Origin of the sequence: Streptomyces sp. NPDC001980, from assembly GCF_040296885.1 — a bacterium.
Lineage (GTDB): Bacteria > Actinomycetota > Actinomycetes > Streptomycetales > Streptomycetaceae > Streptomyces.
The window spans coordinates 108,834-133,483 of the sequence record NZ_JBEOYD010000009.1 but is presented as its reverse complement, the minus strand read 5'-3'; the positions used below and the strand labels follow the sequence as shown (position 1 = coordinate 133,483).

Sequence of the window (24,650 nt, the reverse complement as noted above, 5' to 3'; positions counted from 1 at the left end):
GCGTGAGAGATCAGCGGTCTGATCCGACACAACTACCCCCGTTACCCCCGTCGAGAAGGCTCATGAAACGTCGGCGCACAGCCCGTCGGTGCGATGGCCGACCGCTCCATCGCACCGACGTGACTCGTCGCCTGCCGAGGTGACTAACCCTTGGCCTGCTTCGCCAGCGAGTCGTCCAGCTGCTCGTACGCTTCCTTGGCCTTCTTCAGGAAGTCGGACAGCCCGTGCAGGCCCTGGATCGTCTTCGTCGCGCCCTTCGTGAAGTCCTTCATGGAGTCGTCGTACGCTCCCGAGGCCTTCTGGGTGGTGAAGCCGTTCTCCACCAGGGCGGAGACGCGCTTCTCGACGTTCTTGATCTTGTCCTCAAGCTCGTGCATGTCCTTGATCAGGTCGCCCGCGACCTTCTCCATCTCCGCATATGTGAGATCCGTGTCTTTGCTGGCCATGACGGCTCCCTCCCGTTGGTGTGGCCTCAGGGCCTTCCCCCGTGGCACCGTTCGCGCGGATCCTTGGCCATGGCATGGCCGTCCGCACGAGCAAAGATCCTACGGGGGTGACGCGTGCGACCGCACGGGCCTTGTGCGGCGGAATCGTGAATCGCTCACATCCCGTTGCACCCGGGAAAGAGCGGGCGGCTAAGGTCACTTCCACTGTGTTGGGTGCTCTCGGTGTGTTGGGGGACGGAACGTGCGCCTGAGTCTGACCGTCGTCGACCCGGTCGGCGGTGCCACCGCCGACGTGGTGCTCGACGCGGATCCCGAATCGACCGTCGGTGACGTCGCAAGGGAGTTGGCCCGGCAGGTCGGTCTGGGATATCCGGACCCCGGCGAGGGCGGCGCCCAGGTCATACCCATCGGCGCGGGCCGGCAACAGGCCGCGGCCGTCCAGGTCTCCGGGCCGCTCGCCTACGTCGACGGGTACGCCCTCGACCCCGCCGCCACCGTCGTCGGCTCGCCGCTGCGGGACGGTGTCGTCGTCAGCCTGCACGACCCCGCCGGGTGTCTGCTCGGTGAGCCCACCGGCATCGTCGAGTTCCGGGTCGCCGGCGGTCCCGCTGCCGGCGCCGTGCACCGGCTCGGCGTCGGGCGGTACGACATCGGCACCGGACCCGCCTCCCACCTCCGCGTCGAGGACCCGGAGTTGCCCGCCCGCGCCGCCACCCTCACCATCGCCATCGACGGCACCTGCAAAGTGCAGGCGCACGTGGACGACGTGCGGCTGGACGGGGAGGAGTTCCAGAGCGGTGGGGACTGGCCGCTCGGCGCCCAGCTCGCCCTCGGCAACACCCTTCTCGAAATCACCGGGTACAGCCCGCCCAACGCCGCCCTCAAGTGGTCCGACGACGGCGCGGGACTCGACTACAACCGGCCCCCGCGGCTGCGTCCCGCCGACCGGCAGACGCACTTCTCGCTGCCCAACCCGCTCGGCGACTACGAGGCCCGGCCGCTGCCCTGGCTGATGGCGCTGCTGCCGCTCGTCGGTGCCGTCGTCTCCGTGATGATGTTCGGGCGCTGGTACTACCTGATCATGGCGCTGATGAGCCCCCTCATGCTCTTCGGCAACTACTTCATGGACAAGAAGCACGGCAGGAAGTCCCACGCCAAGCAGCTCAAGGAGTACAAGGAGCACAAGGCGCGGATCGAGGGGGAGGCGCAGGAGGCGCTCGTCGCGGAGCGGTCCGAGCGGCGGGCCGCGGTGCCGGATCCGGCCGCGGTGCTGACGTACGGCACCGGGCCGCGGACGCGGCTGTGGGAGCGGCGGCGTACCGACGCCGACCATCTGCTGATCCGGTTCGGCACCGGGCGCGTGCCCTCCGAGGTCGAGCTCGACGACCCGGAGCAGGACGAGCACAAGCGCAAGGTCCGCTGGTACATCGAGGACGCCCCGGTCGGGCTGTCGCTGCGCGACCTCGGGGTGATCGGGGTCGCCGGGCCGGGTGATTCGGCGCACGCGCTGGGCCGGTGGGCCGTCGCCCAGACCGCTGTCCTGCACAGCCCCATGGACGTGCAGTTCTACGTCCTCACCGACAACGACGCCGGCGCCCGCTGGGACTGGGTGCGCTGGCTGCCGCACTCCCGCCCGGGCGGCGGCCAGGACGTGAACGTCCTCATCGGCACCGACTCCGAGACCGTCGGCGCCCGCGTCGGCGAACTCACCCAGCTTCTCGACGGCCGGCAGAAGGCCCTGCAGCAGGGCGGGCGAAGCAAGACGGACGGTCCGGCGTTCTCCGACCCCGACATCGTCGTCGTGTGGGACGGGTCGCGGCGGCTGCGCTCCATGCCCGGTGTCGTACGGCTGCTGAAGGAGGGGCCGGGCGTCGCCATTCGCTCCCTCTGCCTCGACGAGGAGGAGCGGTTCCTGCCCGGGGAGTGCCAGGGGGTCGTGGTCGCCGAGCCGCGGGCCGGCAAGGAGGCCGCGCAAGCGACGCCCGTGGCGCAGCAGGCCGTCGGCGGCTTTCCGTCGTTCCAGGCCTGGCATCCCCAGAGCGGCGGAGGCGGCGAGGAACAGGCCCCGCAGGACCTGGAGTTGCGGCTGCGCGTCGAGCAGAGCGGGGCGCTGCGCAAGCGGAACGTACGGCCCGACTTCGTCTCCGCCGCCTGGTGCGGGCGGCTCGCCCGCTCGCTCTCCCCGCTCCGCGACATCAGCGGCGAGAGCGAGGACTCCGCTCTGCCCGCCGCCAGCCGGCTGCTCGACGTGCTCCAGCTGGAGCCGCCCACGCGGGACGCGATCGCCGCGCGCTGGCGGATGGGCGGGCAGTCGACGATGGCCGTCATCGGGGAGTCGTACGACGGGCCGTTCGGCATCGACCTGCGGCGGGACGGGCCGCACGGGCTCATCGCCGGTACCACCGGTTCCGGCAAGTCCGAGCTGCTCCAGACCATCGTGGCCGCGCTGGCCGTCGCCAACACCCCCGAGAACATGACGTTCGTGCTCGTCGACTACAAGGGTGGCTCGGCGTTCAAGGACTGTGTGAAGCTGCCGCACACCGTGGGCATGGTCACCGACCTCGACGCGCACCTCGTGGAGCGGGCCCTGGAGTCGCTGGGCGCGGAGCTCAAGCGGCGCGAGCACATTCTCGCCGCCGCCGACGCCAAGGACATCGAGGACTACCAGGACCTGGTGAGAAGGGATCCGTCCCGCTCCCCCGTCCCCCGACTCCTCATCGTCATCGACGAGTTCGCGTCCATGGTGCGCGATCTGCCCGACTTCGTCACGGGACTCGTGAACATCGCCCAGCGAGGGCGGTCGCTCGGGATCCACCTGCTGCTCGCCACCCAGCGGCCGTCCGGTGTCGTGTCGCCCGAGATCCGCGCCAACACCAACCTCCGGATCGCGCTGCGCGTGACCGACGCCGGTGAGTCGACCGACGTCATCGACGCGCCCGACGCCGGGCACATCGCGAAGAGCACGCCGGGACGGGCGTACGTCCGGCTCGGGCACGCCTCGCTGGTCCCCTTCCAGTCGGGGCGGGTCGGCGGACGGCGGCCGGGGGCCGCGGACCCGGCCACCCTCGCGCCCTGGGCCGGGGCGCTGTCCTGGCAGGACCTCGGGCGGGCCGCGCTGCGCAAGCCGAAGTCCGAGGCGAAGGAGGACGACGAGATCACCGACCTGAAGGTGCTCGTCGACGCCGTCCGCGAGGCCAACACCGCCCTGCGGATCCCGGCCCAGCACTCGCCGTGGCTGCCCGCCCTCGACGACATGCTGCTCCTCGACGACGTGCCGGCCGTGCAGGCGCAGGGCGCGCTGCCCGCCGCCGCGTACGGTGTCGAGGACCTGCCCGCCGACCAGGCCCGCCGTGCGGTCGCCGTCGACTTCGCGACGTTCGGGCACCTCATCATCGCCGGTGCCCCGCGCACCGGGCGTTCGCAGGTGCTGCGCACCATCGCCGGCTCGCTGGCCCGCACCAACTCCTGTGCCGACGTGCACCTGTACGGCATCGACTGCGGCAACGGCGCGCTGAACGCGCTGACCCGGCTGCCGCACTGCGGTGCCGTCGTCGGCCGCAACCAGACCGAGCGGGTGGAACGGCTCATGGCCCGCCTCTCCGGAGAGCTGAGCCGACGTCAGGAGCTCCTCGCGGACCGGGGGTTCGCGGACATCGGCGAGCAGCGGGCCTCGGTCCCGGAGGCGGAGCGGCTGCCGCACATCGTGCTGCTCCTGGACCGCTGGGAGGGCTGGCTGCCCACCCTCGGCGAGCTGAACCACGGTGACCTCACCGACCAGATCATGGTGATGATGCGGGAGGGCGCGAGCGTCGGCATCCATCTCGTCCTCACCGGCGACCGGCAGATCCTGGCGGGCCGGATCTCCTCCCTCACCGAGGACAAGTACGGTCTGCGGCTCGCCGACCGCGCCGACTTCTCGATGCTGGACATCAACTCCCGCAAGGTTCCCGAGGAGATCCCGCCCGGCCGCGCCTTCCGCAGCGAGACGGCCGCCGAGACCCAGTTCGCGCTGCTCTCCGCGGACACCACCGGTCAGGGACAGAACGCGGCGATCGTCGCGATCGGCGAGGCGGCCGAGGCCCGCGATGTCCGGGTGGAGCGCTCCCGGCGGCCGTTCCGGGTGGACGTGCTGCCCGGCCGGATCTCCTTCGAAGACGCCTGGGCGATGCGCACCCCGGCCGCGGCGGCCACCCCGCTGTGGGCCCTGGTCGGTGTCGGCGGCGACGAACTCACCGCCTTCGGACCGGACCTGGCCCAGGGCGTACCCGCCTTCGTGATCGGCGGGCCCGCCAAGTCCGGCCGTTCCACGGCCCTGTTGGGCTTCGCCCGCTCCCATCTCGCCAACGGCGTGCGGATCGTCGTCGCCGCGCCCCGGCAGTCGCCGCTGCGCGAACTGGAGGGCCGGGAAGGCGTGTTGAAGGTCTTCACCGGGCGGGACGTGGACGAGGACGAGCTGACGGAGGTGCTCTCGTCGGCGTCCCCGGCCGAACCGATCGTCGTGCTGGTCGACGACGCCGAGGTGCTGGACGACTGCGACGCCGAGGACGTCTTCAAGCGGATCGTGGAGCGCGGCACCGAGGAGGGCCTTGCTGTCGTCATCGCCGGTGACGAGGACGAGATCTGCGACGGCTTCTCGGGCTGGCAGGTCGACGCCAAGAAGGCCCGCCGGGGCATCCTGCTCTCCCCGCAGGAGTCCGGCTCCGGCGAGCTGATCGGCATCCGGACCACCCGGGCCATGGTGGGCGGCCCGATCCAGCCCGGCAAGGGCATGCTGCACCTGGGCAGCGGGGAGCACGTCACGGTGACGACCCCGCAGTAGCCGTAAGCGGTCGTACGGCGGGGGATCCCCGAGATCCTTCAGTCCCCCGCCTTCGACATCACCGCCACCGGGTTCCCCTCCGCCGAGCTGTCCGACGTGTAGACCAGGTCGCCGTGGCTCGGGGTCAGGTACACGGTGTTCGTGCCGGGGTCGCAGCCGTCGTGGTTGCCCTCGGCGCCGGTCGAGGAGGCGACGAGCCTGGCCGCCGTCACCGACCTCAGGGTGAGGATGTCCGTGCAGACCCCGCCCAGCTGGTCGGTCTGCCGCAGGCGGCCCAGCTCCTCGCCGACCGCGGCCTGTTCGACGGTGACCCGGAAGGTGCCGATGGGCAGGTTGCCGGACAGGGCGGTGGCCGAGCCCTGCCACGTACCGAGGTAGGCGGCCGGGATCTTCCCGCCGCCGGAGGCGGACGACGCCGATGTAGAGGGCGACTTGGCTGCGGCGCCCGCGTTACTGTCCGTCCCGTCGCCGTCGGTCCCGAAAAACGGCTTCACCAGGAACCCCACCCCGACGGTGACCACCGCCAGCGCCGCGGCCACCGCGAGCGCGACCGTACAGCTCACCCGGCGCCCGCGCCCGTCCGCTCCCGGTACGGCGGTCGCGGCGACGCTCACGGACACCTTGCCGGGTTTCCCGGGCATCGCGGGCGTCCCCTCCGTAGCCACGGCATCCCGCGGCTCCGGTACGGCCTCGGGCGGCACCGTCGGCTCCGGTACGACCGCGGGCGGCAGCGTCGGCTCCGGTACGACCGCGGGCGGCAGCGTCGGCGGCGGTCCGAACTCGCCGGCCACGGAAGGGGTGCTGAATTCCACCGGCCCGGACGCCGGTACCGCGGCCGGCACGGCCTCCGCCGCCTCCAGGTTGAGCACCTCCACCGCGCTCCGGCTCACCCGCTCCACCAGTGCCCCCGGCAGCCACCCGCCGGCCATCAGCCGTGCGGCCCCCTCCGGAGCCAGCCGCCGGGCCACCTCCGCCGGGCCCGGCCGCCGCCCCGGCTCCTTCGCGAGGCAGGCCTCGGCCACCTCCCTCAGCTCACCGCCGAGCGAACCGAGTTCGGGTTCCTCGTGGACGACCTTGTAGAGGAGAGCGGCCGAGGAGTCCCCGGGGAACGGCGGCACCCCGTTCACCGCGTACGCCAGCACCGCGCCGAGGGAGAAGACGTCCGCGGCGCCCGTGGCGCCCTTGCCGAGGATCTGCTCCGGGGACATGTATCCGGGCGAGCCGATCGACACCCCCGACGACGTCAGCGACGCCGTGCCGTCCGTGGCGCGGGCGATGCCGAAGTCGATGAGGAGCGGCCCGTCGAGGGTCAGGAGCACGTTCGACGGCTTCACGTCCCGGTGCACGAGACCCAGTTCGTGCACCGCCGCCAGCGCCTCGGCCAGCCCCGCGCCCAGCGCCCGTACCGTGTGCGCGGGCAGCGGGCCGCCGTCGGTCACGGCGGCCGTCAGGGAGGGACCGGCCGCGTAGGCCGTGGCGACCCAGGGCACGGGCGCGTCCGGATCGGCGTCCAGGACGGAGGCGGTCCAGGCGCCGCCGACCCGCCGCGCGGCCTGCACCTCGCGGCGGAAGCGGGCGCGGAACTCCTCGTCCAGCGCGAAGTGCGGGTGCACGATCTTGACGGCGACGGACCGGCCGCCGGCCGAACGGCCGAGATAGACGCGGCCCATGCCGCCGGAGCCGAGCCGGCCGAGCAGCCGGTACGGCCCGACGGCCGTGGGTTCGTCGCCCGCGAGCGGCAGCATGTGCCCTCACCCCCCAGAGAGTTCAGCAGCAGCCTATTCGCTCCGCGGGTTGTGCGGTTCTTTCGCCGCGGGCCGGTGGGGGCTGGTCGCGCAGTTCCTCCCCCAGCCTTCGGCCGGGGGTACCCCCAGCGCCCCTTACAGGGCGCCCAGCAGGTCGACCTTCACGTCCGCCGCGAACCCGGTCGTCGGGCCCACCCGGCGGGCGAACTCCGCCACCGCCGCCAGCTGCGGCGCGCCGAAGCTGAAGTCGAGGGTGGTGAAGTACTGGGCGAGGGTCGCCTCGTCGAAGGCCTCCCAGCGGGCGGCCTGTTCGGCGACCTTGGCGACCTCCTCCAGGGAGAGGTTGCGGGAGTCGAGGAAGGCGCCGTGCACCTCGCGGGTGATGAACGGTTCGCGCTCCAGGTAGTCCCGGCGCGCCGCCCACACCGCGAAGACGAACGGCAGGCCCGTCCACTCCTTCCACAGCGCGCCGAGGTCGTGGACCTGGAGGCCGTAGCGCGGGCCGTCCAGCAGGTTGGCGCGCAGGGCCGCGTCGCCGATCAGCACCGCCGCGTCGGCCTCCTGCATCATCAGGCTGAGGTCGGGCGGGCAGGTGTAGTAGTCGGGCTGGACGCCGTAACGGTCGGCGAGCAGCAGCTGGGCGAGGCGGACCGAGGTGCGCGAGGTGGAGCCGAGGGCGACCCGGCGGCCGTCCAGCTGGTCCAGCGGCACCTGCGAGACGATCACGCAGGACATCACCGGGCCGTCGCAGCCGACGGCGATGTCCGGGAAGGCGACCAGGTCGTCGGCGTTGCGCAGGAACTCGACGAGGGTGATGGGCCCGATGTCGAGGTCGCCGCGCACCAGCTGCTCGCTGAGCTTCTCAGGGGTGTCCTTGGTCAGCTCGAGGTCGAGGAGGGTGCCGGTTCTCGCGAGCCCCCAGTAGAGGGGCAGGCAGTTCAGGAACTGGATGTGGCCGACGCGCGGCCGGGTGCGAGAATTGTCCACATCGCGACACTAGACCCCATGGGGTACCGTGCTGGGACCGCCCCCACCCCTGGTGTCCCGACCGTCCCTCCGGTCAACCCACCCTCGGGGCGATTCAAACGTCCGGGTGACGTGATCTTGGCCTCTGTTGCTTTCGGCTGCCTACATGCTAGGCTCGCCGCAAGTTGCAGTTTGGTTTCCCTTGCAGTACAGAGCCTGCGGAGCATGTAACCGCGGGCTCTTGTAGTTTTCAGACATATGCAGTTGTGCGGCACTTAGTTTGTTTTCACACTTGCAGGTTCTGGAGCAGGGCGACCCTTTGGGCCCAAGGAGGGCTTATGGCTACCGGAACCGTGAAGTGGTTCAACGCCGAAAAGGGCTTTGGTTTCATCGCCCAGGAAGGCGGCGGCCCCGACGTCTTCGTCCACTACTCCGCGATCAACGCCAGCGGGTTCCGCTCCCTGGAGGAGAACCAGCAGGTGAGCTTCGACGTCACGCAGGGCCCGAAGGGTCCGCAGGCGGAGAACGTCACCCCCGTCTGATCCCAGACAAACCAAGTCTGATCGCAGACTGAGTGCAGTACCCAAGGAGCCCCGCGCCGTCAGGCGACGGGGCTCCTGCCTTTCCACCGCCCCCTAGACGTGCTGCATGACCAGCACGAACGTGGTGCCGGGCGCCAACGCCTCGTACACATGCGGAACATCGCCGCGATACGTCAGATAATCCCCGGGGTTCAATTCGACGGTTTCTCCGCGTGGCCCCGCCTTAACCTGCCCGCCGCATACGACGAGATGCTCGACCGTTCCCGGAATGTGCGGCTCGGACTCCCGCGCCGCGCCCGGCTCCATCCGCAGGTGGTAGATGTCCCGGCGGACGCCGGGCGGGCCGGCGGACAGCAGGGTGGCGGCGAAGTCGGCCCGCTCCGACGCGACCGTGGGCCCCTCCCCCGCCCGGATCACCTGAACGCCGGACACCGGCGGCTCGACCAGGGCGCTGAACGGCACGCCCAGCGCCACCCCCAGCGACCACAGCGTCTCCACGCCCGGGTTGCCGCCGCCGGCCTCCAGCTGGGACAGCGTGGACTTCGCGATGCCGGCCCGTTTGGCCAGCTCGGACAGGGAGAGCCCGGCCCGGGCCCGCTCACGCTTCAGCGACCCGGCGATCCACTCCATCGGAAGCCGGTCCGGCCGGTCCGGCCGCTCTGACCGGCCCGGCCGGTCGGTTGCTTCGGACATCTCGTTCGTTCGCTCCATCGGTACGACCGTTCGCCTTGACGAACACCACCCTACTTGTTCATTGCAGAGAACATGCGTTCGCCAAACCGAACAACCCAGCCGCGGAGGACGGCCTCCCTGGTCCGGGACAGTTCACTCGTCTGGCTGGCCGGCGGGATCGTGGGTGTCTCCTTCGGCGCGGCTTCGCGGGGATCGCCCGCCCGGCCGGGGTGCTGGCGGCGGGCGTACTGGCCTGGCGCAGGGCGCCGTTCGCGGTCGTGGTCCTGGGGGCCGCGGCGGTGACGGCACTGCTGCGGGCGGCCGGGGTCGACTGACGGCCGTTGTCAGTGCCGCCCGTTAGGGTCCGCGGGCATGACCGCCGACTTCCTCACCGCCACGCGTACGTTCTACGACGCGATCGCCGAAGACTACGCCGACCACTTCCGCGAAGATGTCTCCAACCGGCCCCTGGACCGTGCCCTGTTGGCCGCCTACGCCGAACTCGTCGGCCCGGGCGGCACGGTGGCCGACCTCGGCTGCGGCCCCGGCCGCGTCACGGGGCGGCTCGCCGGGCTCGGCCTCTCCGTCTTCGGCCTCGACCTCTCCACGTCGATGCTCGCCGTCGCCCGCCGCGAGAACCCGGGCCTGCGCTTCGTCCAGGGCTCGATGCTGGAACTGGCCCTGGCGGACGGCGCCTTGGACGGGGTGGTGTGCTGGTACTCGTCCATCCACACCCCGGACGACCATCTGCCGCTGCTGTTCGGGGAGTTCAGGAGGGTGCTGCGGCCGGGCGGCCGGCTGCTCCTCGCCTTCCAGGTGGGGGACGCGGCGCGCCGGCTCGAAGACCCCTGGGGGCACCCGGTGGCGCTGGACTTCGAGCGGCGGCGGCCGGAGGAGATGGCGAGGCTGCTGACCGGGGCCGGTTTCCGGCTCCACTCCCGCACGGTGCGGGAAGCGGACGCGGGGCTCGGGGAGACGAGTCCGCAGGCGTATCTGATCGCCACCTCGCCATCACCGGACTTGTGATCACCAGAAGAGAAGAATCGTTGCCAAAAGAGAAGTCTTCTCATTCTGTTACGGTGGCCGCGTGGGGCTGCGGGAGAAGAAGGCACTGAAGGTCCGGGCCGCGATCTACGACGCCATGATCGCGCTGGCCGAACGGGACGGGTACGAGGCCGCGACGGTGGAGCAGGTGGCGGAGCGGGCCGAGGTGGCGGTCTCCACGGTCTACCGGTACTTCGCGAACAAGGACGCGATCCTGCTCGACCCCGTCGAGCGGACCACCGGTGTACTCGCCGACCGGCTGCGGGCCCGGCCCGAGGAGGAGGACGTCGCCGTCTCCCTCGGATGGACCGTGCGCACCGTGCTGGACGTGGGCCCCGAGGAACTGGCCCGGCTGCGCCGGCTGCGCGCCCAGCTCGACCGGGCGCCCGGGCCACGGGCCCGGCTGTGGGACCTGGTGAACCGTGAACGTCTGCTGCTGGAGGACGCGATCGCCGAGCGCAGCGGCCGCGACCAGCTGTGGAACGCGGCCGCCGCACACCTCACCCTCATGATCGTCGGCATGGCGTACGACCACGACCGCGACAGCCTCGACGAGACGGCACCGGCCGACTACGCGGACCGGATCATCGCGATGCTGCACACCGGCGCCGGGGCGCCGATCCCGGCCCGCGCGCCGCGGGCGGACCGGGACCGCCGGCCGTGACCGGCGAACCGATCGACGTGGTGATCGCCGACGACCAGGAACTGGTGCGGGCCGGTTTCGAGATGATCCTCGACGCCCAGCCGGGCATCCGGGTCGTGGGCGTGGCCGGCGACGGTGTGGAGTGCGTCGAACTGGCCCGCCGGCTGCGGCCCGACGTCGTGCTGGTCGACATCCGGATGCCCCGCCTCGACGGGCTGGAGGTCACCCGCACACTGACGGGCGAACGGACCGGCGGGGCCGGGGGCGAGGGCGGGAGCGGTCCGAACGTCGTCGTCATCACCACCTTCGACCAGGACGACTACGTACGGGACGCGCTGCGGTACGGCGCCTGCGGGTTCCTGCTGAAGGACGCCTCCCCCGCACTGCTGGTGGAGGCGGTACGGGCGGCGGCGCGCGGCGACGCCCTGGTCTCGCCGGCGGTCACCGTCCGCCTGCTGGGCGAGCTGCAGCGCGGCCCGCGCAGTGCGCACGACGCGGAGGCGGCCGGGCTGAGCGTCCGGGAGACGGAGATCATGCGGCTGGTGGCCGTGGGCCGCACCAATCAGGAGATCAGCGAGGAGCTGTTCCTGTCGCTGTCGTCGGTGAAGACGTACCTGGCCCGTATCCAGGCCAAGATCGACGCCCGCAACCGGGTGGAGGTCGCGGCCTGGGCGTGGGAGAACGGCGTGGTCACCTCGCGGTCCGGGTAGCATCGCGCGCCGATCGCGGCGGGTGCGGCGGCGAGTCCGGGGACCGGGGCACGCTGGCCCGGACCTCCCACTGGGCGGGGTCGACGGCGCCCGCCCAGAACTCGCCGTCGAGCGCCTCGACACGCTCCCGCAGCCCGATCAGGCCGAGCCCGCTCTGGCCGCCGGCGGGGCTGCCGATGCGGCGGTGCGGCAGACTGTTGGCCACCGTCACGTGCAGCCAGTCCGGGTCGGCGTCCAGCCGTACGACCACGCGCTCGCCCGGCGCGTGCCGGTGCACGTTGGTGAGGGCCTCCTGGACCACCCGGTACACGGAGGTCTCCACCTCCGGGCTGAACCTGCTGGTCCGGGCCGCCGCGGCGGCCTCCAGGCGGGCGGCGGGAGCGTCGGGCCGGCGCCGGGAGAAGCCGGCGACGAGGTCGCCGAGCCCGGAGAGCAGGTCGGCGGGGCGCAGCGCCTGGTGGTCGTCCTCGCGCAGCACGCGGACCAGGCGCCGCATCGACTCCAGGGTCTCCGTCCCGGACCGGGAGATCGCCTCCAGGGCCGGGTCGACCTTCTCGGGCGAGATCGCGTGCACGGTCCGGGCCGCGTTGGCCTGCACGATGATCCCCGTCATGTGGTGGGCGATGAGGTCGTGCAGGTCGCGGGCGAGGGCGAGCCGCTCGGCGTAGCGCACCTCCTGGACGGCACGCCGGCGGCGGGCCTCAAGGGCGCGCAGGGAGCAGCCGATGAGGACCGCCAGCGCGAGGGCGACCGTCAGCACGTACTGCCCGGCCACGAGGCTGAACACGGTACGGCCGCGCAGCGGCATCATCAGCACGGCGGCGACCAGGGCGGCGGCGGTCCAGGCCGTGGTGCGGTCGGACTCCGTCTCGGCGAGCACCCGGACGATCAGGAACAGCAGGGCGAGGAGCTCCAGGAGACCCCAGTCGCCCACCGGCCGCGGGTCGACCAGGCACACGCAGGTCAGCGCGGCGGACAGGGCGGCGATGCCCAGCGACCGGGCCGTGAGCGGCGGCGACCATCGGGTGTCGGGCAGCGCCAGCACGGCCAGCGGACCGGTGACGAACACCGGCAGCCAGCGGATGGGTGAGCTCGCCTGCCCCGGGTTGTACACCGCGAGGATGTCGACCACCCAGGTGAGGGCCAGGGCCAGCAGCGCGGCGGCGGTGACGAGACGCCGCACTCCGGGCGAAAACGGAAGTTTCCAGTCCACGCCTACCAGCGTAGGAAACCGACCCGCTCCCGTGCTGTCGGCCGGATGACCGACACGCTCCGGCACCGGCCGTACCAGAGGCTGACGCGGCCGGGGTGCGGCCCGGCCCAGCATGGTTGCGGGGCACGGGCGTCTCCCCGGCGCCGGTGCCCCGCCCCGAGCCAGTCGACGACGACAGGCCTCGCATGCCCGGAGCACCGCCCCCTGCGCACGGTCCTCGACCGCCGGCGCAGGTGTCTCCGCCCCCACCCTCGTTCCGACGTACGGAGTCTGTTTTCGTCATGGCTACATTCCTGCACCGGATCGGTCGCCGCGCCTTCGAGCGCCGCTGGCTGGTCGTGCTGCTCTGGGCGGTCGTACTGGGTGTCGCGGGTGCCGCGGCGGCCGGCAGCAGCGGAGGCGGCAGTTCCAGCGTCACGCTGCCCGGCATCGAGGCACAGAAGGCCTACGACCTGCTCGGCAAGAAGTTCCCGGCGGCCAACGCCGACGGGGCGAGCGCCCGGGTCGTCGTACGGGCGCCGGACGGGCAGAAGCTGACCGGCGGCACGTCGCGGGCGGAGGTGAAGACGCTGCTGAAGGACCTGAAGGACTCCTCTCCGCGGGTCGCCTCGGTCACCGACCCGTACACCGCGAAGACCATCAGCGCCGACCGCACCACCGGCTACGCCCAGGTCACCTACACCGCCAAGGCGACCGATCTGACCGACGCGGACCACAAGCACCTCGACAAGGTCCTCGAAGAAGCCCGCGACAAGGGGCTGACCGTCGAGGCGTCCGGCTCCGCCCTGACGGCCACCGAGGCCGGCGGCTCCTCCGAGGCGATCGGATTCGTGCTCGCCGCGCTGATCCTGGTCGTCACCTTCGGCTCGTTCGCCGCCGCCGGCATGCCGCTGGCGACCGCAGTGGTCGGCGTCGGGATCACGATCACCTCGGTGACCGCGCTGACCGCGGCCCTGAACCTCAACAGCAGCACCTCGGCGCTGGCCAGCATGCTCGGCATCGCGGTCGGCATCGACTACGCCCTGTTCATCGTCTCGCGCTACCGCGCGGAACGAGCGGCGGGTCACGACGCCAGGGAAGCCGCCGCGCGCGCCAACGGCACCGCGGGCTCCGCCGTGGTCTTCGCCGGGCTGACCGTCGTCATCGCCCTGGTCGGCCTGGCCGTGGTCAACCTGCCGATCCTCACCGCCATGGGCATGGCCGCCGCCGGCGCCGTGGTCGTCGCGGTCCTGGTCGCCGTCACCCTGGTCCCGGCCCTGCTCTCGCTCGCCCCCGAACGGGTCCTCGGCCGCGCGCGCCGCAGGCCGAAGGCCCCCTCGAAGACGCCGCTGGGAGAGCGCTGGGCGGCCTTCGTCCTGCGGCGTCCGTGGAAGGTGCTGCTCGTCTCGGTCGCGGGGCTGGTCCTGGTAGCGCTGCCCACCACCAAGCTCGAACTGGGCCTGCCCGACGACGGATCGAAGCCGCCGTCCACCACGGAGCGCAAGGCGTACGACATGCTCACCGAGGCCTTCGGGCCCGGCTTCAACGGCCCGCTCACCGTCGTCGTCAACGACACCGACCCGGCGGCGACGAAGAAGGCCGTCGGCGACCTCACCGACAGCATCACCGGCATGAAGGACGTGGCCGCCGTCACCCCGGCCGTCTACAACCCGGCCGGCGACACCGCGATCGTCACCGTCGTCCCCAAGAGCGCACCCACCAGCGAGAAGACCAAGACCCTCGTCCACGACATCCGCGACCGGGCCGCGGACACCCGCGCCGCCACCGGAGCCGAGGGCCTGGTGTCCGGCACCACCGCCCTGAACCTCGACGTCGCCGCCAAGTTCGCCCAGGCGATCGTCCCCTACCTGCTGCTCGTCGTCGGCCTGGCCTTCCTCGTCCTGATCCTCGTCTTCCGTTCCGTCCTGGTGCCGCTCAAGGCGGCGGTCGGCTTCCTGCTGTCCGTCCTGGCCGCCTTCGGCGCGATGGTGGCGGTCTTCCAGTGGGGCTGGTTCAAGGACCTGTTCGGCCTGCAGACCACCGGCCCGATCATGAGCCTCGTCCCCATCCTCACGGTCGGCATCGTCTTCGGCCTCGCCATGGACTACCAGGTCTTCCTCGTCACCCGCATCCGCGAGTCCTACGTCCACGGCGCCGGTGCCCGCGAGGCGATCACCGACGGCTTCCGGCACAGCGGCAAGGTCGTCACCGCCGCCGCGCTCATCATGACGGGCGTCTTCGGCGGCTTCATCGGCGGCGACGACGCCATGATCAAGTCCCTCGGCTTCGGCCTCGCCGCCGCCGTGCTCTTCGACGCGTTCGTGGTCCGCATGACCATCGTCCCGGCCGTCCTCGCCCTGCTAGGCGACCGCGCCTGGTCCCTCCCCGGCTGGATCGACCGCCGACTCCCCCACGTCGACATCGAGGGCGAGAAGCTGGCGGTGCCGGCGTCACCTGCCCCAGCCGACACCGAGGCCGGTTTCACCCACGTCGGCTGAGGACCAACCGTGCGCAGAGGTCCCGCCCTCCTCACCCTCGCGGTCGTCGTCGCGCTGCTGGCCCTGTCCCAGCACGCCCGGAAACAGACCGCCGAGCTGCCGGACCTGCGCGGGACGACCCTGCGCACGGCCCAACTGACCGCCCGGGACGCGGGGTTCCGCCAACTCGCCGCCGAGGACGCGCTCGACCGGCACCGGATCCCCGTCCTGGGCGGCAACTGGAGAGTCTGCTCCCAGCAGCCGCCACCGGCGCGCTACGCCCTCACCACGCCGGTCACGCTACGCGTGGTCAAGACGGGCGAGGCGTGCCCGGACCGGTGACGCCCGTGAGAAACGCCGTCCAGGAGGAGGGCGAGAGGGTGAGGTGGGGGGCGGCGGGGCCGGCGGTCCGCTTGGAGTCGCGGATGTGGATGACGGAGGGAGCGGTGCGGACTTCGAGGCACTCGCCGCCTCCGCCGCTGCTGTACGACGACTTGCGCCAGGTGTAGGCGGCTTCGAGGCATTCGCCGCCGCCTCCGTCGCTGTAGCTGGACTTGAACCAGTTGAGTTTCCGGCTGCTCACAACTCCCCCAGCTTTTCGTCGATCAACGCCCGGGACTCCTTGGGCGAGAGTGCCATCGCCCGGATCATTCCATAGCGGTCTGCGATCTTCCGGACCTCGTCGGCGTCAGTGATCAAACGCGGGTACTCCTGGATCTCCGTGTACGCAACTTGCGGGTTCTTCGGAGGTGTCAAAAGGTTGAACGCACCACCCATGTTGGGGTGTTCTTCGATATCGGTGGGCATCACCTGGATCTCAACGTTGCGCAGCCCTCCGATACGGAGCAACTGCTTCAACTGTGCGTCGCGAACGGCCTTGCCTCCAATCGCCCGGTCCAGGACGACCTCCTCCAGCACGAAACCGCACATGGGGGCAGGCCACTTGTCGAAGACCTGTTGGCGTGACAGTCGGTCGGCGATGCGCTTCTCGATGGTCTGCTCGTTAAGCAACGGCCGCCGCTGGGAGAACACCGCCAGCGCGTAGTCCTCGGTCTGCAACAAGCCGGGGACGCCTTGATTGGCGTAGAAGTGAAGCTCAACAGCCTCCGCCTCCAGCCCCGCATAACTCCGGTACCACTCGGGATGCCGCGTCCGCGCCCTCTTCATCGCCTCCTTCAGCTCCGGCACCGCCGCCCCCAGCAACCCCCCGCCCTCCAACAACTCGTCCGCCTTCACCAGCATGTCCGGCTGAGGAACCCGCACCCCCCTCTCCATCGCCGAGATCGCGTCCGGCCCGTACCCCACCAGCGCCCCGAACTCCTTCTGCGTGAGCCCCTTCCGCTCCCGCAGCAGCTTCAGCTGCTTGCCCAGCGCGCTGAACAGTCCCGTCGTACCCTCGGCCTCCGCCGGTGTCTCCGGCCGCCGCTCCTGCTGTACGTCCGTCACGTACGCCTCCGCCTCACGTCGTCGTGGTCACGGCCGACGACCCGTACTCCTCACCCGACACACCCGTACGGCTACCGTGAGTCGCGCGATCGCCCCTGGTCAGGGTACGGAGAACCGGCCACGCTCTGTCACGTGAACGCCGAAATCTCCACCCCCACCGCCGCACTGACGCAGCGTCTGAGCGCCACCCCGCGGGGCGCCCGGCTGGCCCGGCGGCTCGTCGCCCACCAGCTGGCCACCTGGGGATACCCCCACGACAGCGACCTGAACTACACGGCCCAGCAGCTCACCGCGGAACTCGCCGCGAACGCGGTCACCCACGGTCGCGTCCCCGGCCGGGACTTCGAGGTACGGCTGCTCCTGCTCACCCCTGACAACACCCTCCGTATCGAGGTGAGCGACGCGCGGGACGACCGGCAGTTGCGGTTCGCGCGGGAGGCGGAGGCGGAGGGCGGACGCGGTCTGGTGGTGGTGTCGCTGCTGGCGCGGACGTGGGGGGTCGCGGAGCGGGACGTCGGCAAGACGGTCTGGGCGGAGCTGCCTCTCTAGGCGGGCCGCTCGCTCAACAGCTCCCGCATGCCGATCGGTTCGCGGCCGATCAGGTCCGCCAGGGTCGGGTCCACGGTCGCGAACTCGCCCTCACGGGCGGCCAGGAAGACGCCCAGGAGGTGGTCGGCCGCCTCCTCGGGGACGCCGTTGGCCGCCAGTTGCCCGCGGAACGTGTCGTCGGGGGCTATGGTCCTGGTCGCACCGGCCAGGTCGGCGATGTCGGCGAAGGTCAGTGCCTGCACCCCGGTCAGCGGGGGCGTCGGCCCCTCGAAGCGGCCCTCGTCCGCCAGGATCACGGCTGCCGCCTCCGCCAGGTCGTCGTGGGCCGTCCAGCAGACCGGGCCGTCGGCCGGGAGGGCCAGTTCGCCGGTCGCCAGGCCGTGGCCGGCGAACTGCAGCGCGCTCGCCGCGTGGAAGCCGTTGCGGAGGGAGGTCCAGGGGACGCCCGAGGCACGCAGGGCCTCCTCGGTGGCCGCGTGGTCGCGGCAGGCCTGGAAGCGGGAGGTGGGGCTGGTGCCCATGTGGGCGGTGTAGAGGATGCGTCGGACGCCGGCCGCGACGGCCGCGTCGATCGCGGTGCGGTGCTGTCGTACGCCCTCCTCGCCCAGCCGGTCGACGGAGACGATCAGGATCTGGGTGGCGCCCTCGAAGGCGTGTGCCAGGCCGCACGGGTCGGTGAAGCCGCCCTGCCGCACCCGCACGCCCCGGTCCGCCAGGGCCTGCGCCTTCTTCGGGTCGCGGACGCTGACGCCGACCCGCTCGGCCGGTACGCGGGTCAGCAGTCGTTCCACGATGCGGCTGCCGAGTTGTCCGGTGGCTCCGGTCACGACGATCACGATGTCCTCCAGCACGATGGCGATATCGATGGAAACAGGTTCAGCGTAACACCGATATTATCGATGGAAGCGCATGAGCGATATCATTGATACATGGGCTCGGAATCACGTGACACGGACACCCGGCAGCGCGTCGTCGACGCCGCCATGGGACTGCTGGAACGGGAGGGGCGGGACGCCGTCACCACCCGGGCGGTCGCGGTCGCCGCGGGGCTGCAACCCCCGGCCATCTACCGGCTGTTCGGCGACAAGGACGGGCTGCTGGAGGCCGTTGCGGAGCACGGCTTCGCCACGTTCCTGGCCGGCAAGCGGGTCGATCCGGACCCCGAGGATCTGATCGAGGACCTGCGCGGCAGCTGGGACCTGGCGGTCGGGTTCGGGCTGGAGAACCCCGCGCTGTACCTGCTGATGTACGGCGGCACCTCGCACAGCGGGTCGGCCGCCTTCCGGGCCGGGCTGGAGATCCTGCGGGGGCGGGTGCGGCGGCTCGCCGCCGGCGGGTGGCTGCGGGTCGGCGAGGATCTCGCGGTCGATGTCATCCACGCCACCGCGCGCGGCGCCGTGCTCACCTGGCTGTCCGCACCCGAGGCCGACCGCGACCCGGCCCTGCTGACCACCCTCCGGGAGGCCATGGTCAGCGCGGTCACGCATGAGAAACCGGCCGTCCGGACCGGTGGCGGGCCGGCGGCCGCGGCCCGCGCCCTGCGCGCGGGCCTCCCCGGCCAGACGATCCTCAGCAGCGCGGAACAGCACCTGCTGGGGGAGTGGCTGGACCGCCTGGCCGACGAGGAGTGAGGCCGGGGCCTACCAGGCCACCGGCAGCTCCAGTGGGAACCGGCGGATGGTCTCGGTGTCCCAGCGGATCTCTTCCGGGCGCACCGCCAGGCGGAGCGTGGGGAAGCGGTCCAGGAGGCGTTCCAGGGCGACCTCCAGTTCGGCCATCGCCAACGGCACCGCGATGCACCGGTGGCCGCCCCAGCCGAAGGTCATGTGGGGAGCGACGGGACGGTCGGGCACGATCTCGTGGGGATCCGGATAGCGGTCCGGGTCACGGTTGGCCGTCAGGTAGGAGACGTGGACGAAGTCGCCCTGCCGGATGACCACCCCGTCCATCTCGACGTCCTCCAGTGCCACCCGGGGAATGCCCACGCCCTTCCGGAAGGGGATGTACCGGAGCAGTTCGTGGATGAAGTCCGTCAGGTCCTTCCGGTGCGCGCGGGCGTACTCCGCCAGCTTCGGGCGGGTCAGCAGCAGATACATGATGTCGCTGATCTGGCAGGTCGCCGTGTCCTGGCCGCTGAGCGTGAACGTCAGTGCCAGGACGGCCAGTTCCCGGTCGTCGAGCTGGTCCGTGCCGTCCCGTGCCTCGGTGAGCACGCTGATGATGTCCGCACCGGGGTTGTTCCGGCGTTCGGCGACGAGCTCGGTGAAGTAGCCGGTCAGGTCCTCCTTGGCCGCGCGTGCGACGTCCCGGTTGCCCGCGCCGACCACCAGCAGCCGCTGGACCTGCTCCTGCATCCGGGGCCACTCGGCGCGGTCGATGCCCAGCAGGTCCAGGATCGTGTGCTGGGGAAGGGGGTCGGACAGGTACCGGACCAGGTCGGCCGGCTGACCGGCGTCTTCCATTTCGTCCAGCAGCCGGTCCGTGAGGAGGCCGATCCGGCCCCGCATCCGGTCCACCTGGCGCGGGGTGAAGGCCTGGGTGGCCAGATGCCTGATCCGGCCGCTGTACGGCGGGTCCATCACGTTGATCGACTCCGGGGAGACGATCGGCTCGGGCGTCAGGCGCGGATAGTCGTACTCGATGATCGCTGCCCGGCTGAACCGGGGGTCCGTGGTCACCTGCTGCACCGACTCGAATCTGGTGACCAGCCAGGCGTCCGAGTCGCCGTACGGCAGCCGGATGGTGCCGAGGGACTCACGCTCCATGAAGCCGGCCAGGGCCGGATCGAAGTCGAGGGCCTCGCTGAAACCGAAGGGACAGTTGATCGCCTGCACGTACTTCTCCTTCGTCGGTCGGCCGCTCAGTGGAACGGCACGACGTTGGTTGCGTGGACGGCGGCACGCAGGTCCTTCGCGAGCCGCACGGCGTCGCCGATCGCCCAGTAGTGGAGGAAGAACAGGCGCGGCTCGTCCATCAGGTTGTGGTGGTGGAGCTCGACGATGCCGACCCCGCCCTTGCGCAGGATCTTCAGGACCGGCTGGATCTCGCCCGCGGTCATCACGAAGTCACCGTTGATCGCGGCCCTTCCCCGGCCGAGCGGCTGGAAGTTGATGGTGGTCACCGAGCCGAGGCCGGTCGGCAGGATCATGTCGCCGTCCACGATCTGCTCCGCGCGCGCCCAGACGCTCTTGTAGGTGCCCTCGTCCTGGGAGCCCTTGCTGCCGAAGGCGTCGTCGATGCCCTTGGTGTCCAGGTCGAGCCTCGGGGTGGTGGGCGGCTGGTCGAGCGGGGTGCCGGTGCGGTCGAAAGCCGCGCGCAGCCCCCTGGCGATGGGTACGGGGTCGTGACTGTGGGCGTGCAGGTGCAGCCACCACAGGGCGGGCTGGTGGGAGAGCAGATGCTTGTGTACGGCGTTGATGGCGATGTCGTGCGCGAGGAGCGCGTCGGTGAAGCCGTCCATTTCGTGCTCGGTGACCACGGCGTCGCCCATCAGCAGATGGCTGCCGTCCTTGTACCGGACGAAGGCGGTGTGGGTGCCGAGGGCCAGCGCGGTCTCGATCCGCACGCCCCGGGAGACCACCTTGAGGTCCCGGCGGGGCAGGCCGGTGTGGTACATGTACCGCTTCATGTCGCCCGGCCGCCCCAGGGCCTTGGTCACGTCCGCCCAGTCGGCGAGCTGGGTCAACTCGGGTTCGACCAGGGTGCGCGGGTGTTCGTGGGAGAGGGCGCGCGCGGGCGGGGTCGCCGCGCCCGCGAGGACGGGGGCCACGGCACCCGCAGCGAGGACGCGGCGACGGGTGGGGGCCGGTCTGGGGTGGGTTTCCTGCTGCCGGTCGTCAACCATGGTGCACCTCCTGGCGCGATGGAATCACGGGTCCCGGGCGGGTCCCGTGATTCCCTCGCGCCAGTGGGGCCAGGTGGACTAACACAAATCACCGGGCACGGAGGCGGACCACTCCGCGTGACGGCCGCGGATCACCTTCCGCGACGGCCGCGGATCACTTCGCGTACAGGCCCTCGATCTCCGTCGCGAAGTCCTTCATGACCGCCTCGCGGCGCAGCTTCATCGAGGGGGTCAGATGCCCGGCCTCCTCGGTGAAGTCGACGGGGAGCATGGCGAAGCGCCGGATGGACTCGGGACGGGAGACGAGCTTGTTGGCCTCGTCGACGGCGCGCTGCAGGACGGCCAGCAGCTCGGCGTCGTCCATGAGGAGTTCCGGCGGCACCGGGTGCTTGCCGTTCATCTGGCGCCAGTGCGTGAGGCCGTCCCGGTCGAGGGTGATGAGGGCGCTGACGTACGGCAGCCCGTCGCCGACCAGCATCACCTGGGAGATGAGGGGGTGCGAGCGCAGCCAGTTCTCCAGCGGGGCGGGGGCGATGGACTTGCCGCCGGCCGTGATCAGCATCTCCTTCTTGCGGCCGGTGATGGTGAGGTAGCCCTCGTCGTCGAGTTCGCCGAGGTCGCCGGTGGCCAGCCAGCCGTCCCGGGTCGTGGGGACGACACCGCCGGCCGCCGGGTCCCAGTAGCCGCGCAGGACGTGGTCGCCGGCGACCAGGATCTCGCCGTCGGCGGCGATCCGGACCTTGGTGCCGGGCATCGGCCAGCCCACCGTGCCGAGGCGGGGCTTGAGGGGCGGGGTGCAGGTGGTGGCCGCCGTGGTCTCGGTCAGGCCGTAGCCCTCGTAGATCTCGATGCCGGCCCCGGCGTAGAACGCGGCGAGGCGGCGGCCCAGCGGGGAGCCGCCGCAGATGATGTGCCGGACGCGGCCGCCCATGGCGGTGCGGATACGGCGGTAGACGAGCGGGTCGTAGAAGGTGCGGGCGGTCTTCAGGGCGCGGCCGGGCCCGCTGCCGGTGCCGGTCTGTTTCGCCTCCAGCGCCTCGCCGTAGCGCTGCGCGACCCCCGTGGCCCGGTCGAAGACGGAGACGCGGCCGCCCGCCTCCGCCTTCGCCCGCGCGGTGTTGAAGACCTTCTCCAGCATGTACGGGATGGTGAGCAGGCAGGTCGGCTTGAACCCGGCGAGGTCCGGGAGCAGGTCCTCGGCCTTGAGGCTGGGGGCGTGGCCGAGGCGGACCCCGGCGCGGACGCAGGCGATCGCCACCATGCGGCCGAAGACGTGGGACATGGGGAGGAAGAGGAGGATGGAGACCTCCTCGGCGTTGCGCGCCTTGAAGATCGGGTAGAGGAGTTCGATCGCGTTGTCGACCTCGGCGAAGAAGTTGCCGTGCGAGAGGGCGCAGCCCTTGGGGCGGCCGGTGGTGCCCGAGGTGTAGATCAGGGTGGCGAGGGTGTCGGGGCCCAGCATGCCCCGCCGTACGCTCACCTCGGCGTCCGGCACCTGCGCACCGGCCTCCGCCAGCCGGTCCACGTGCCCCTTCTCCATCACCCACAGGTGCCTGAGGTCGGGCAGCCGGTCGAGCTCGGGGCCGAGCGCGGCGGCCTGCGCGCTGGTCTCGGTGACCAGGGCGACGGCGCCCGAGTCGTGCATGATCCAGCGGGTCTGGAAGACCGAGGAGGTCGGGTAGACCGGCACAGTCACCAGGCCGGCCGCCCAGGCTCCGAAGTCGAGGAGCGTCCACTCGTACGTCGTCCGGGACATGATCGCGATCCGGTCGCCCGGCATCAGCCCCTCCGCGATCAGCCCTTTGGCCACCGCCAGCACTTGCGCGGCAAACTGAGCGGCCGTCACGTGCTCCCAACGGCCTTCGCCCTCGGCCGACTTGCGGCTGAGCACCACGGCACCCGGCTCCGCCTCCGCGTTCTCGAACGGCAGGTCGGCGAGCGAGCCGTGCCGTACCGGCGGCGCGAACGGCGGTACGTACGCCTCCCGCACCACCCCGTCCAGCCGCTGCACGAGGGGCTCGACCAGGATCGGGTTCCCGTCGTAGTCCGTGGCCTGGATCGCCGCACCCGGGGAGACGGGGGCAGCGTTCGGATAAGAGGACGTGGACACGGGGCGGCTCCTCGGGCGTGCAGCGGTGAACTGCTTGCTGCATGACGTACGTGCCTCGCGCACCGAGGCGTTCACCGGCACCGGGCCTCAGAAAGGGGTTACCGGCGGTTCAGGCTGGAGATCGTACGGGGCCGCTGTGGCGGGCTTGTGGGTTTTCGGGGGTTGTCCGGGGCCGGGCCTGTGCAATCCCGGAGGTTACGTGAGGCTCCTTCACGTTCGGCCCGTTTCCCGGCACTTGACAGCTGTGACATAGACTTACCTACGGTAACCTTACTCCAGAGTCAGGAATCTGGCGACATGGGGGGCGTGGCGGTTGTGGAGCGGGTGCGGGTGCGTGGGGGCTGGTCGCGCAGTTCCCCGCGCCCCTGGCGGGGCGCTTTTGCCGGCGGAGTGGAAAGGCAATCTCTGTGATCGTCCTTGACCGGGCTCCTTCCCTCGGCCCCCTGCTGGCCCTCGGTGCGCTGCGGTCGCCTTTCAAGAAGCCGGGCGCCGATGCCGCGTTCCCCCGCACTCACCTCGTACTACCGGGTGTCCGGCCCGACCTCGAAAAACTCGCCGCCTACGAACGCGTCTGCGGATTCGCCACCGGTGCCGACGGGCTGCCGATCACCTACCCGCACGTGCTCGGGTTTCCGTTGGCCATGCGGCTCATGAGCGCGCGGGAGTTTCCGTTGCCGCTGCTGGGGCTGGTGCACACCTCCATCGAGATCGAGCGGTATACCGAACTCCCGGGAGACGGGACGTACGACATAGCCGTCCACGTCGAGGAGTTGCGTCCGCACCGGCGGGGCACCGAGGCCACCGTCGTGACCGGGGTGCGGGTCGGCGAGGACGTCGTGTGGGAGTCGCGCAGTACGTATCTGGCGCGGCACCGTACGCGGCGCTCCGGCGAGGCGGCCCGGGACGAGCACGGCCGCCCGCTGCCCGTCGTCGAGGAGTGGCGGATCGCCGGGGACGTCGGCCGGCGGTACGGGGCCGCCTCCGGGGACCGCAACCCCATTCACCTGTACCCGCTCACCGCCCGCCTCTTCGGCTTCCCCCGGGCCATCGCGCACGGCATGTGGACCGTGGCCCGGTGTCTGGCCGCGCACGGGGTGCCGACGGCGGCGGACGTGCGGGCGGAGTTCCGGGCGCCGGTGCTGCTGCCGGGCACGGTCGAATACGCCGCCGAGGACGGCCGTTTTCAATTGCGCGGCGGAGACCGGGTGCACGTGGAGGGCAGCGTGCGTCCGCACGTTGCCCTCTGATCTGCCAACGCTGCACAAAGACTGTGTTTCGGCTTTCTGTGCGCCCCCTGTCACCGCTTTGCGAATCCGCAGGTCACAGCCTCACCCGAAGCCTTTCTCACACGGGACACCCAGCCCGCCCAAGGCTCCCTGAAGGAATCCCCCATGCTGCGCTCAGAATGCGTCCTTAATCTCTGCTCACTTTTATGATCCATTGCA

Annotated in this window: 21 protein-coding genes and 2 pseudogenes; 12 read left to right on the top strand and 11 right to left on the bottom strand. The window is 71.3% G+C overall.

Going from position 1 to position 24,650, the window contains the following annotated elements; genetic code table 11:
- Nucleotides 1-143 precede the first annotated feature (143 nt).
- Nucleotides 144-446, bottom strand: a complete 303-nt coding sequence (locus ABT137_RS16240) for a WXG100 family type VII secretion target (protein ID WP_351708727.1) — start codon at nucleotides 444-446, stop codon at nucleotides 144-146.
- A gap of 241 nt (nucleotides 447-687) precedes the next feature.
- Between ABT137_RS16240 and ABT137_RS16235 the strand changes: the two genes are divergently transcribed.
- Nucleotides 688-5,265, top strand: a complete 4,578-nt coding sequence (locus ABT137_RS16235; RefSeq protein ID WP_351708724.1) for an FtsK/SpoIIIE domain-containing protein — start codon at nucleotides 688-690, stop codon at nucleotides 5,263-5,265.
- Nucleotides 5,266-5,303: 38 nt separating this feature from the next.
- Here the strand turns inward: ABT137_RS16235 and ABT137_RS16230 are convergent, their stop codons facing one another.
- Complete coding sequence (locus ABT137_RS16230) at nucleotides 5,304-7,010, bottom strand: serine/threonine-protein kinase (protein ID WP_351708721.1); 1,707 nt, start codon at nucleotides 7,008-7,010, stop codon at nucleotides 5,304-5,306.
- Between the two features lie 135 nt (nucleotides 7,011-7,145).
- Nucleotides 7,146-7,997, bottom strand: coding sequence for a menaquinone biosynthetic enzyme MqnA/MqnD family protein (locus ABT137_RS16225; protein ID WP_351708718.1), 852 nt, complete (start codon nucleotides 7,995-7,997; stop codon nucleotides 7,146-7,148).
- 317 nt (nucleotides 7,998-8,314) lie between these two features.
- Between ABT137_RS16225 and ABT137_RS16220 the strand changes: the two genes are divergently transcribed.
- Complete coding sequence (locus tag ABT137_RS16220) at nucleotides 8,315-8,518, top strand: cold-shock protein (RefSeq protein WP_003992177.1); 204 nt, start codon at nucleotides 8,315-8,317, stop codon at nucleotides 8,516-8,518.
- A 93-nt stretch (nucleotides 8,519-8,611) separates the two neighbouring features.
- Here the strand turns inward: ABT137_RS16220 and ABT137_RS16215 are convergent, their stop codons facing one another.
- Nucleotides 8,612-9,211, bottom strand: coding sequence for a helix-turn-helix domain-containing protein (locus tag ABT137_RS16215; RefSeq protein WP_351708715.1), 600 nt, complete (start codon nucleotides 9,209-9,211; stop codon nucleotides 8,612-8,614).
- Between the two features lie 179 nt (nucleotides 9,212-9,390).
- On the opposite strand from ABT137_RS16215, the pseudogene ABT137_RS16210 reads away from it, so the two are divergent.
- From ABT137_RS16210 to ABT137_RS16195, 4 genes and pseudogenes are all read left to right on the top strand, one after another.
- Nucleotides 9,391-9,525, top strand: a pseudogene (locus ABT137_RS16210) (AzlD domain-containing protein); the annotation flags it as partial.
- A 37-nt stretch (nucleotides 9,526-9,562) separates the two neighbouring features.
- Entirely contained in the window at nucleotides 9,563-10,216 is a 654-nt protein-coding gene (locus tag ABT137_RS16205; RefSeq protein WP_351708712.1) for a class I SAM-dependent methyltransferase, read from the top strand.
- Between the two features lie 61 nt (nucleotides 10,217-10,277).
- A complete protein-coding gene (locus tag ABT137_RS16200; RefSeq protein ID WP_351708709.1) occupies nucleotides 10,278-10,898 on the top strand; it encodes a TetR/AcrR family transcriptional regulator in 621 nt (206 codons plus the stop codon).
- Nucleotides 10,895-11,587, top strand: a complete 693-nt coding sequence (locus tag ABT137_RS16195) for a response regulator (RefSeq protein WP_351708706.1) — start codon at nucleotides 10,895-10,897, stop codon at nucleotides 11,585-11,587. Before ABT137_RS16200 ends, ABT137_RS16195 begins: the two co-directional genes overlap by 4 nt.
- On the opposite strand, the gene ABT137_RS16190 is transcribed toward ABT137_RS16195, so the two are convergent.
- Complete coding sequence (locus tag ABT137_RS16190) at nucleotides 11,568-12,800, bottom strand: sensor histidine kinase (RefSeq protein WP_351708703.1); 1,233 nt, start codon at nucleotides 12,798-12,800, stop codon at nucleotides 11,568-11,570. The genes ABT137_RS16195 and ABT137_RS16190 overlap by 20 nt on opposite strands.
- Before the next feature lie 482 nt (nucleotides 12,801-13,282).
- Here ABT137_RS16190 and ABT137_RS51025 point away from each other — a divergent pair.
- The 3 genes and pseudogenes from ABT137_RS51025 to ABT137_RS16180 form a co-directional block, all read left to right on the top strand.
- A pseudogene (locus ABT137_RS51025) lies at nucleotides 13,283-14,110 on the top strand (MMPL family transporter); the annotation flags it as partial.
- A gap of 183 nt (nucleotides 14,111-14,293) precedes the next feature.
- Nucleotides 14,294-15,277 carry an MMPL family transporter gene (locus ABT137_RS51020; protein WP_502984525.1) on the top strand — a complete coding sequence of 328 codons (984 nt, stop codon included), beginning with the start codon at nucleotides 14,294-14,296 and terminating at the stop codon, nucleotides 15,275-15,277.
- Nucleotides 15,278-15,286: 9 nt separating this feature from the next.
- Nucleotides 15,287-15,598, top strand: a complete 312-nt coding sequence (locus tag ABT137_RS16180; protein ID WP_351708697.1) for a PASTA domain-containing protein — start codon at nucleotides 15,287-15,289, stop codon at nucleotides 15,596-15,598.
- Here the strand turns inward: ABT137_RS16180 and ABT137_RS16175 are convergent.
- On the bottom strand, nucleotides 15,567-15,839 hold the full coding sequence (locus tag ABT137_RS16175) for a DUF397 domain-containing protein (RefSeq protein WP_351708694.1): 273 nt from the start codon (nucleotides 15,837-15,839) through the stop codon (nucleotides 15,567-15,569). The genes ABT137_RS16180 and ABT137_RS16175 overlap by 32 nt on opposite strands.
- Entirely contained in the window at nucleotides 15,836-16,702 is an 867-nt protein-coding gene (locus ABT137_RS16170) for a helix-turn-helix domain-containing protein (protein WP_351708691.1), read from the bottom strand. The genes ABT137_RS16175 and ABT137_RS16170 overlap by 4 nt, the downstream gene beginning before the upstream one ends.
- Nucleotides 16,703-16,834: 132 nt before the next feature.
- Between ABT137_RS16170 and ABT137_RS16165 the strand changes: the two genes are divergently transcribed.
- Entirely contained in the window at nucleotides 16,835-17,251 is a 417-nt protein-coding gene (locus ABT137_RS16165) for an ATP-binding protein (RefSeq protein WP_351708689.1), read from the top strand.
- On the opposite strand, the gene ABT137_RS16160 is transcribed toward ABT137_RS16165, so the two are convergent.
- A complete protein-coding gene (locus tag ABT137_RS16160; protein WP_351709226.1) occupies nucleotides 17,248-18,087 on the bottom strand; it encodes an SDR family oxidoreductase in 840 nt (279 codons plus the stop codon). The genes ABT137_RS16165 and ABT137_RS16160 overlap by 4 nt on opposite strands.
- A gap of 93 nt (nucleotides 18,088-18,180) precedes the next feature.
- On the opposite strand from ABT137_RS16160, the gene ABT137_RS16155 reads away from it, so the two are divergent.
- On the top strand, nucleotides 18,181-18,882 hold the full coding sequence (locus ABT137_RS16155; protein ID WP_351708686.1) for a TetR/AcrR family transcriptional regulator: 702 nt from the start codon (nucleotides 18,181-18,183) through the stop codon (nucleotides 18,880-18,882).
- A gap of 9 nt (nucleotides 18,883-18,891) precedes the next feature.
- On the opposite strand, the gene ABT137_RS16150 is transcribed toward ABT137_RS16155, so the two are convergent.
- The 3 genes from ABT137_RS16150 to ABT137_RS16140 form a co-directional block, all read right to left on the bottom strand.
- Complete coding sequence (locus ABT137_RS16150; RefSeq protein ID WP_351708683.1) at nucleotides 18,892-20,085, bottom strand: cytochrome P450; 1,194 nt, start codon at nucleotides 20,083-20,085, stop codon at nucleotides 18,892-18,894.
- Nucleotides 20,086-20,111: 26 nt separating this feature from the next.
- Nucleotides 20,112-21,095, bottom strand: a complete 984-nt coding sequence (locus ABT137_RS16145) for a DUF1259 domain-containing protein (RefSeq protein WP_351708680.1) — start codon at nucleotides 21,093-21,095, stop codon at nucleotides 20,112-20,114.
- 154 nt (nucleotides 21,096-21,249) lie between these two features.
- Nucleotides 21,250-23,154: an AMP-dependent synthetase/ligase gene (locus ABT137_RS16140; protein WP_351709223.1), complete on the bottom strand. Its 1,905-nt coding sequence runs from the start codon at nucleotides 23,152-23,154 to the stop codon at nucleotides 21,250-21,252.
- A gap of 458 nt (nucleotides 23,155-23,612) precedes the next feature.
- On the opposite strand from ABT137_RS16140, the gene ABT137_RS16135 reads away from it, so the two are divergent.
- Complete coding sequence (locus ABT137_RS16135; protein WP_502984521.1) at nucleotides 23,613-24,452, top strand: MaoC family dehydratase; 840 nt, start codon at nucleotides 23,613-23,615, stop codon at nucleotides 24,450-24,452.
- Nucleotides 24,453-24,650: the final 198 nt, after the last annotated feature.

Coding starts and splice junctions, on each gene's coding strand:
- ABT137_RS16230 (WP_351708721.1), bottom strand. CDS start 7,010: ATGCTGCCGCTCGCGGGCGACGAACCCACGGCCGTCGGGCCGTACCGG.
- ABT137_RS16145 (WP_351708680.1), bottom strand. CDS start 21,095: ATGGTTGACGACCGGCAGCAGGAAACCCACCCCAGACCGGCCCCCACC.
- ABT137_RS16240 (WP_351708727.1), bottom strand. CDS start 446: ATGGCCAGCAAAGACACGGATCTCACATATGCGGAGATGGAGAAGGTC.
- ABT137_RS16215 (WP_351708715.1), bottom strand. CDS start 9,211: ATGTCCGAAGCAACCGACCGGCCGGGCCGGTCAGAGCGGCCGGACCGG.
- ABT137_RS16155 (WP_351708686.1), top strand. CDS start 18,181: ATGGGCTCGGAATCACGTGACACGGACACCCGGCAGCGCGTCGTCGAC.
- ABT137_RS16205 (WP_351708712.1), top strand. CDS start 9,563: ATGACCGCCGACTTCCTCACCGCCACGCGTACGTTCTACGACGCGATC.
- ABT137_RS51020 (WP_502984525.1), top strand. CDS start 14,294: ATGCTCACCGAGGCCTTCGGGCCCGGCTTCAACGGCCCGCTCACCGTC.
- ABT137_RS16220 (WP_003992177.1), top strand. CDS start 8,315: ATGGCTACCGGAACCGTGAAGTGGTTCAACGCCGAAAAGGGCTTTGGT.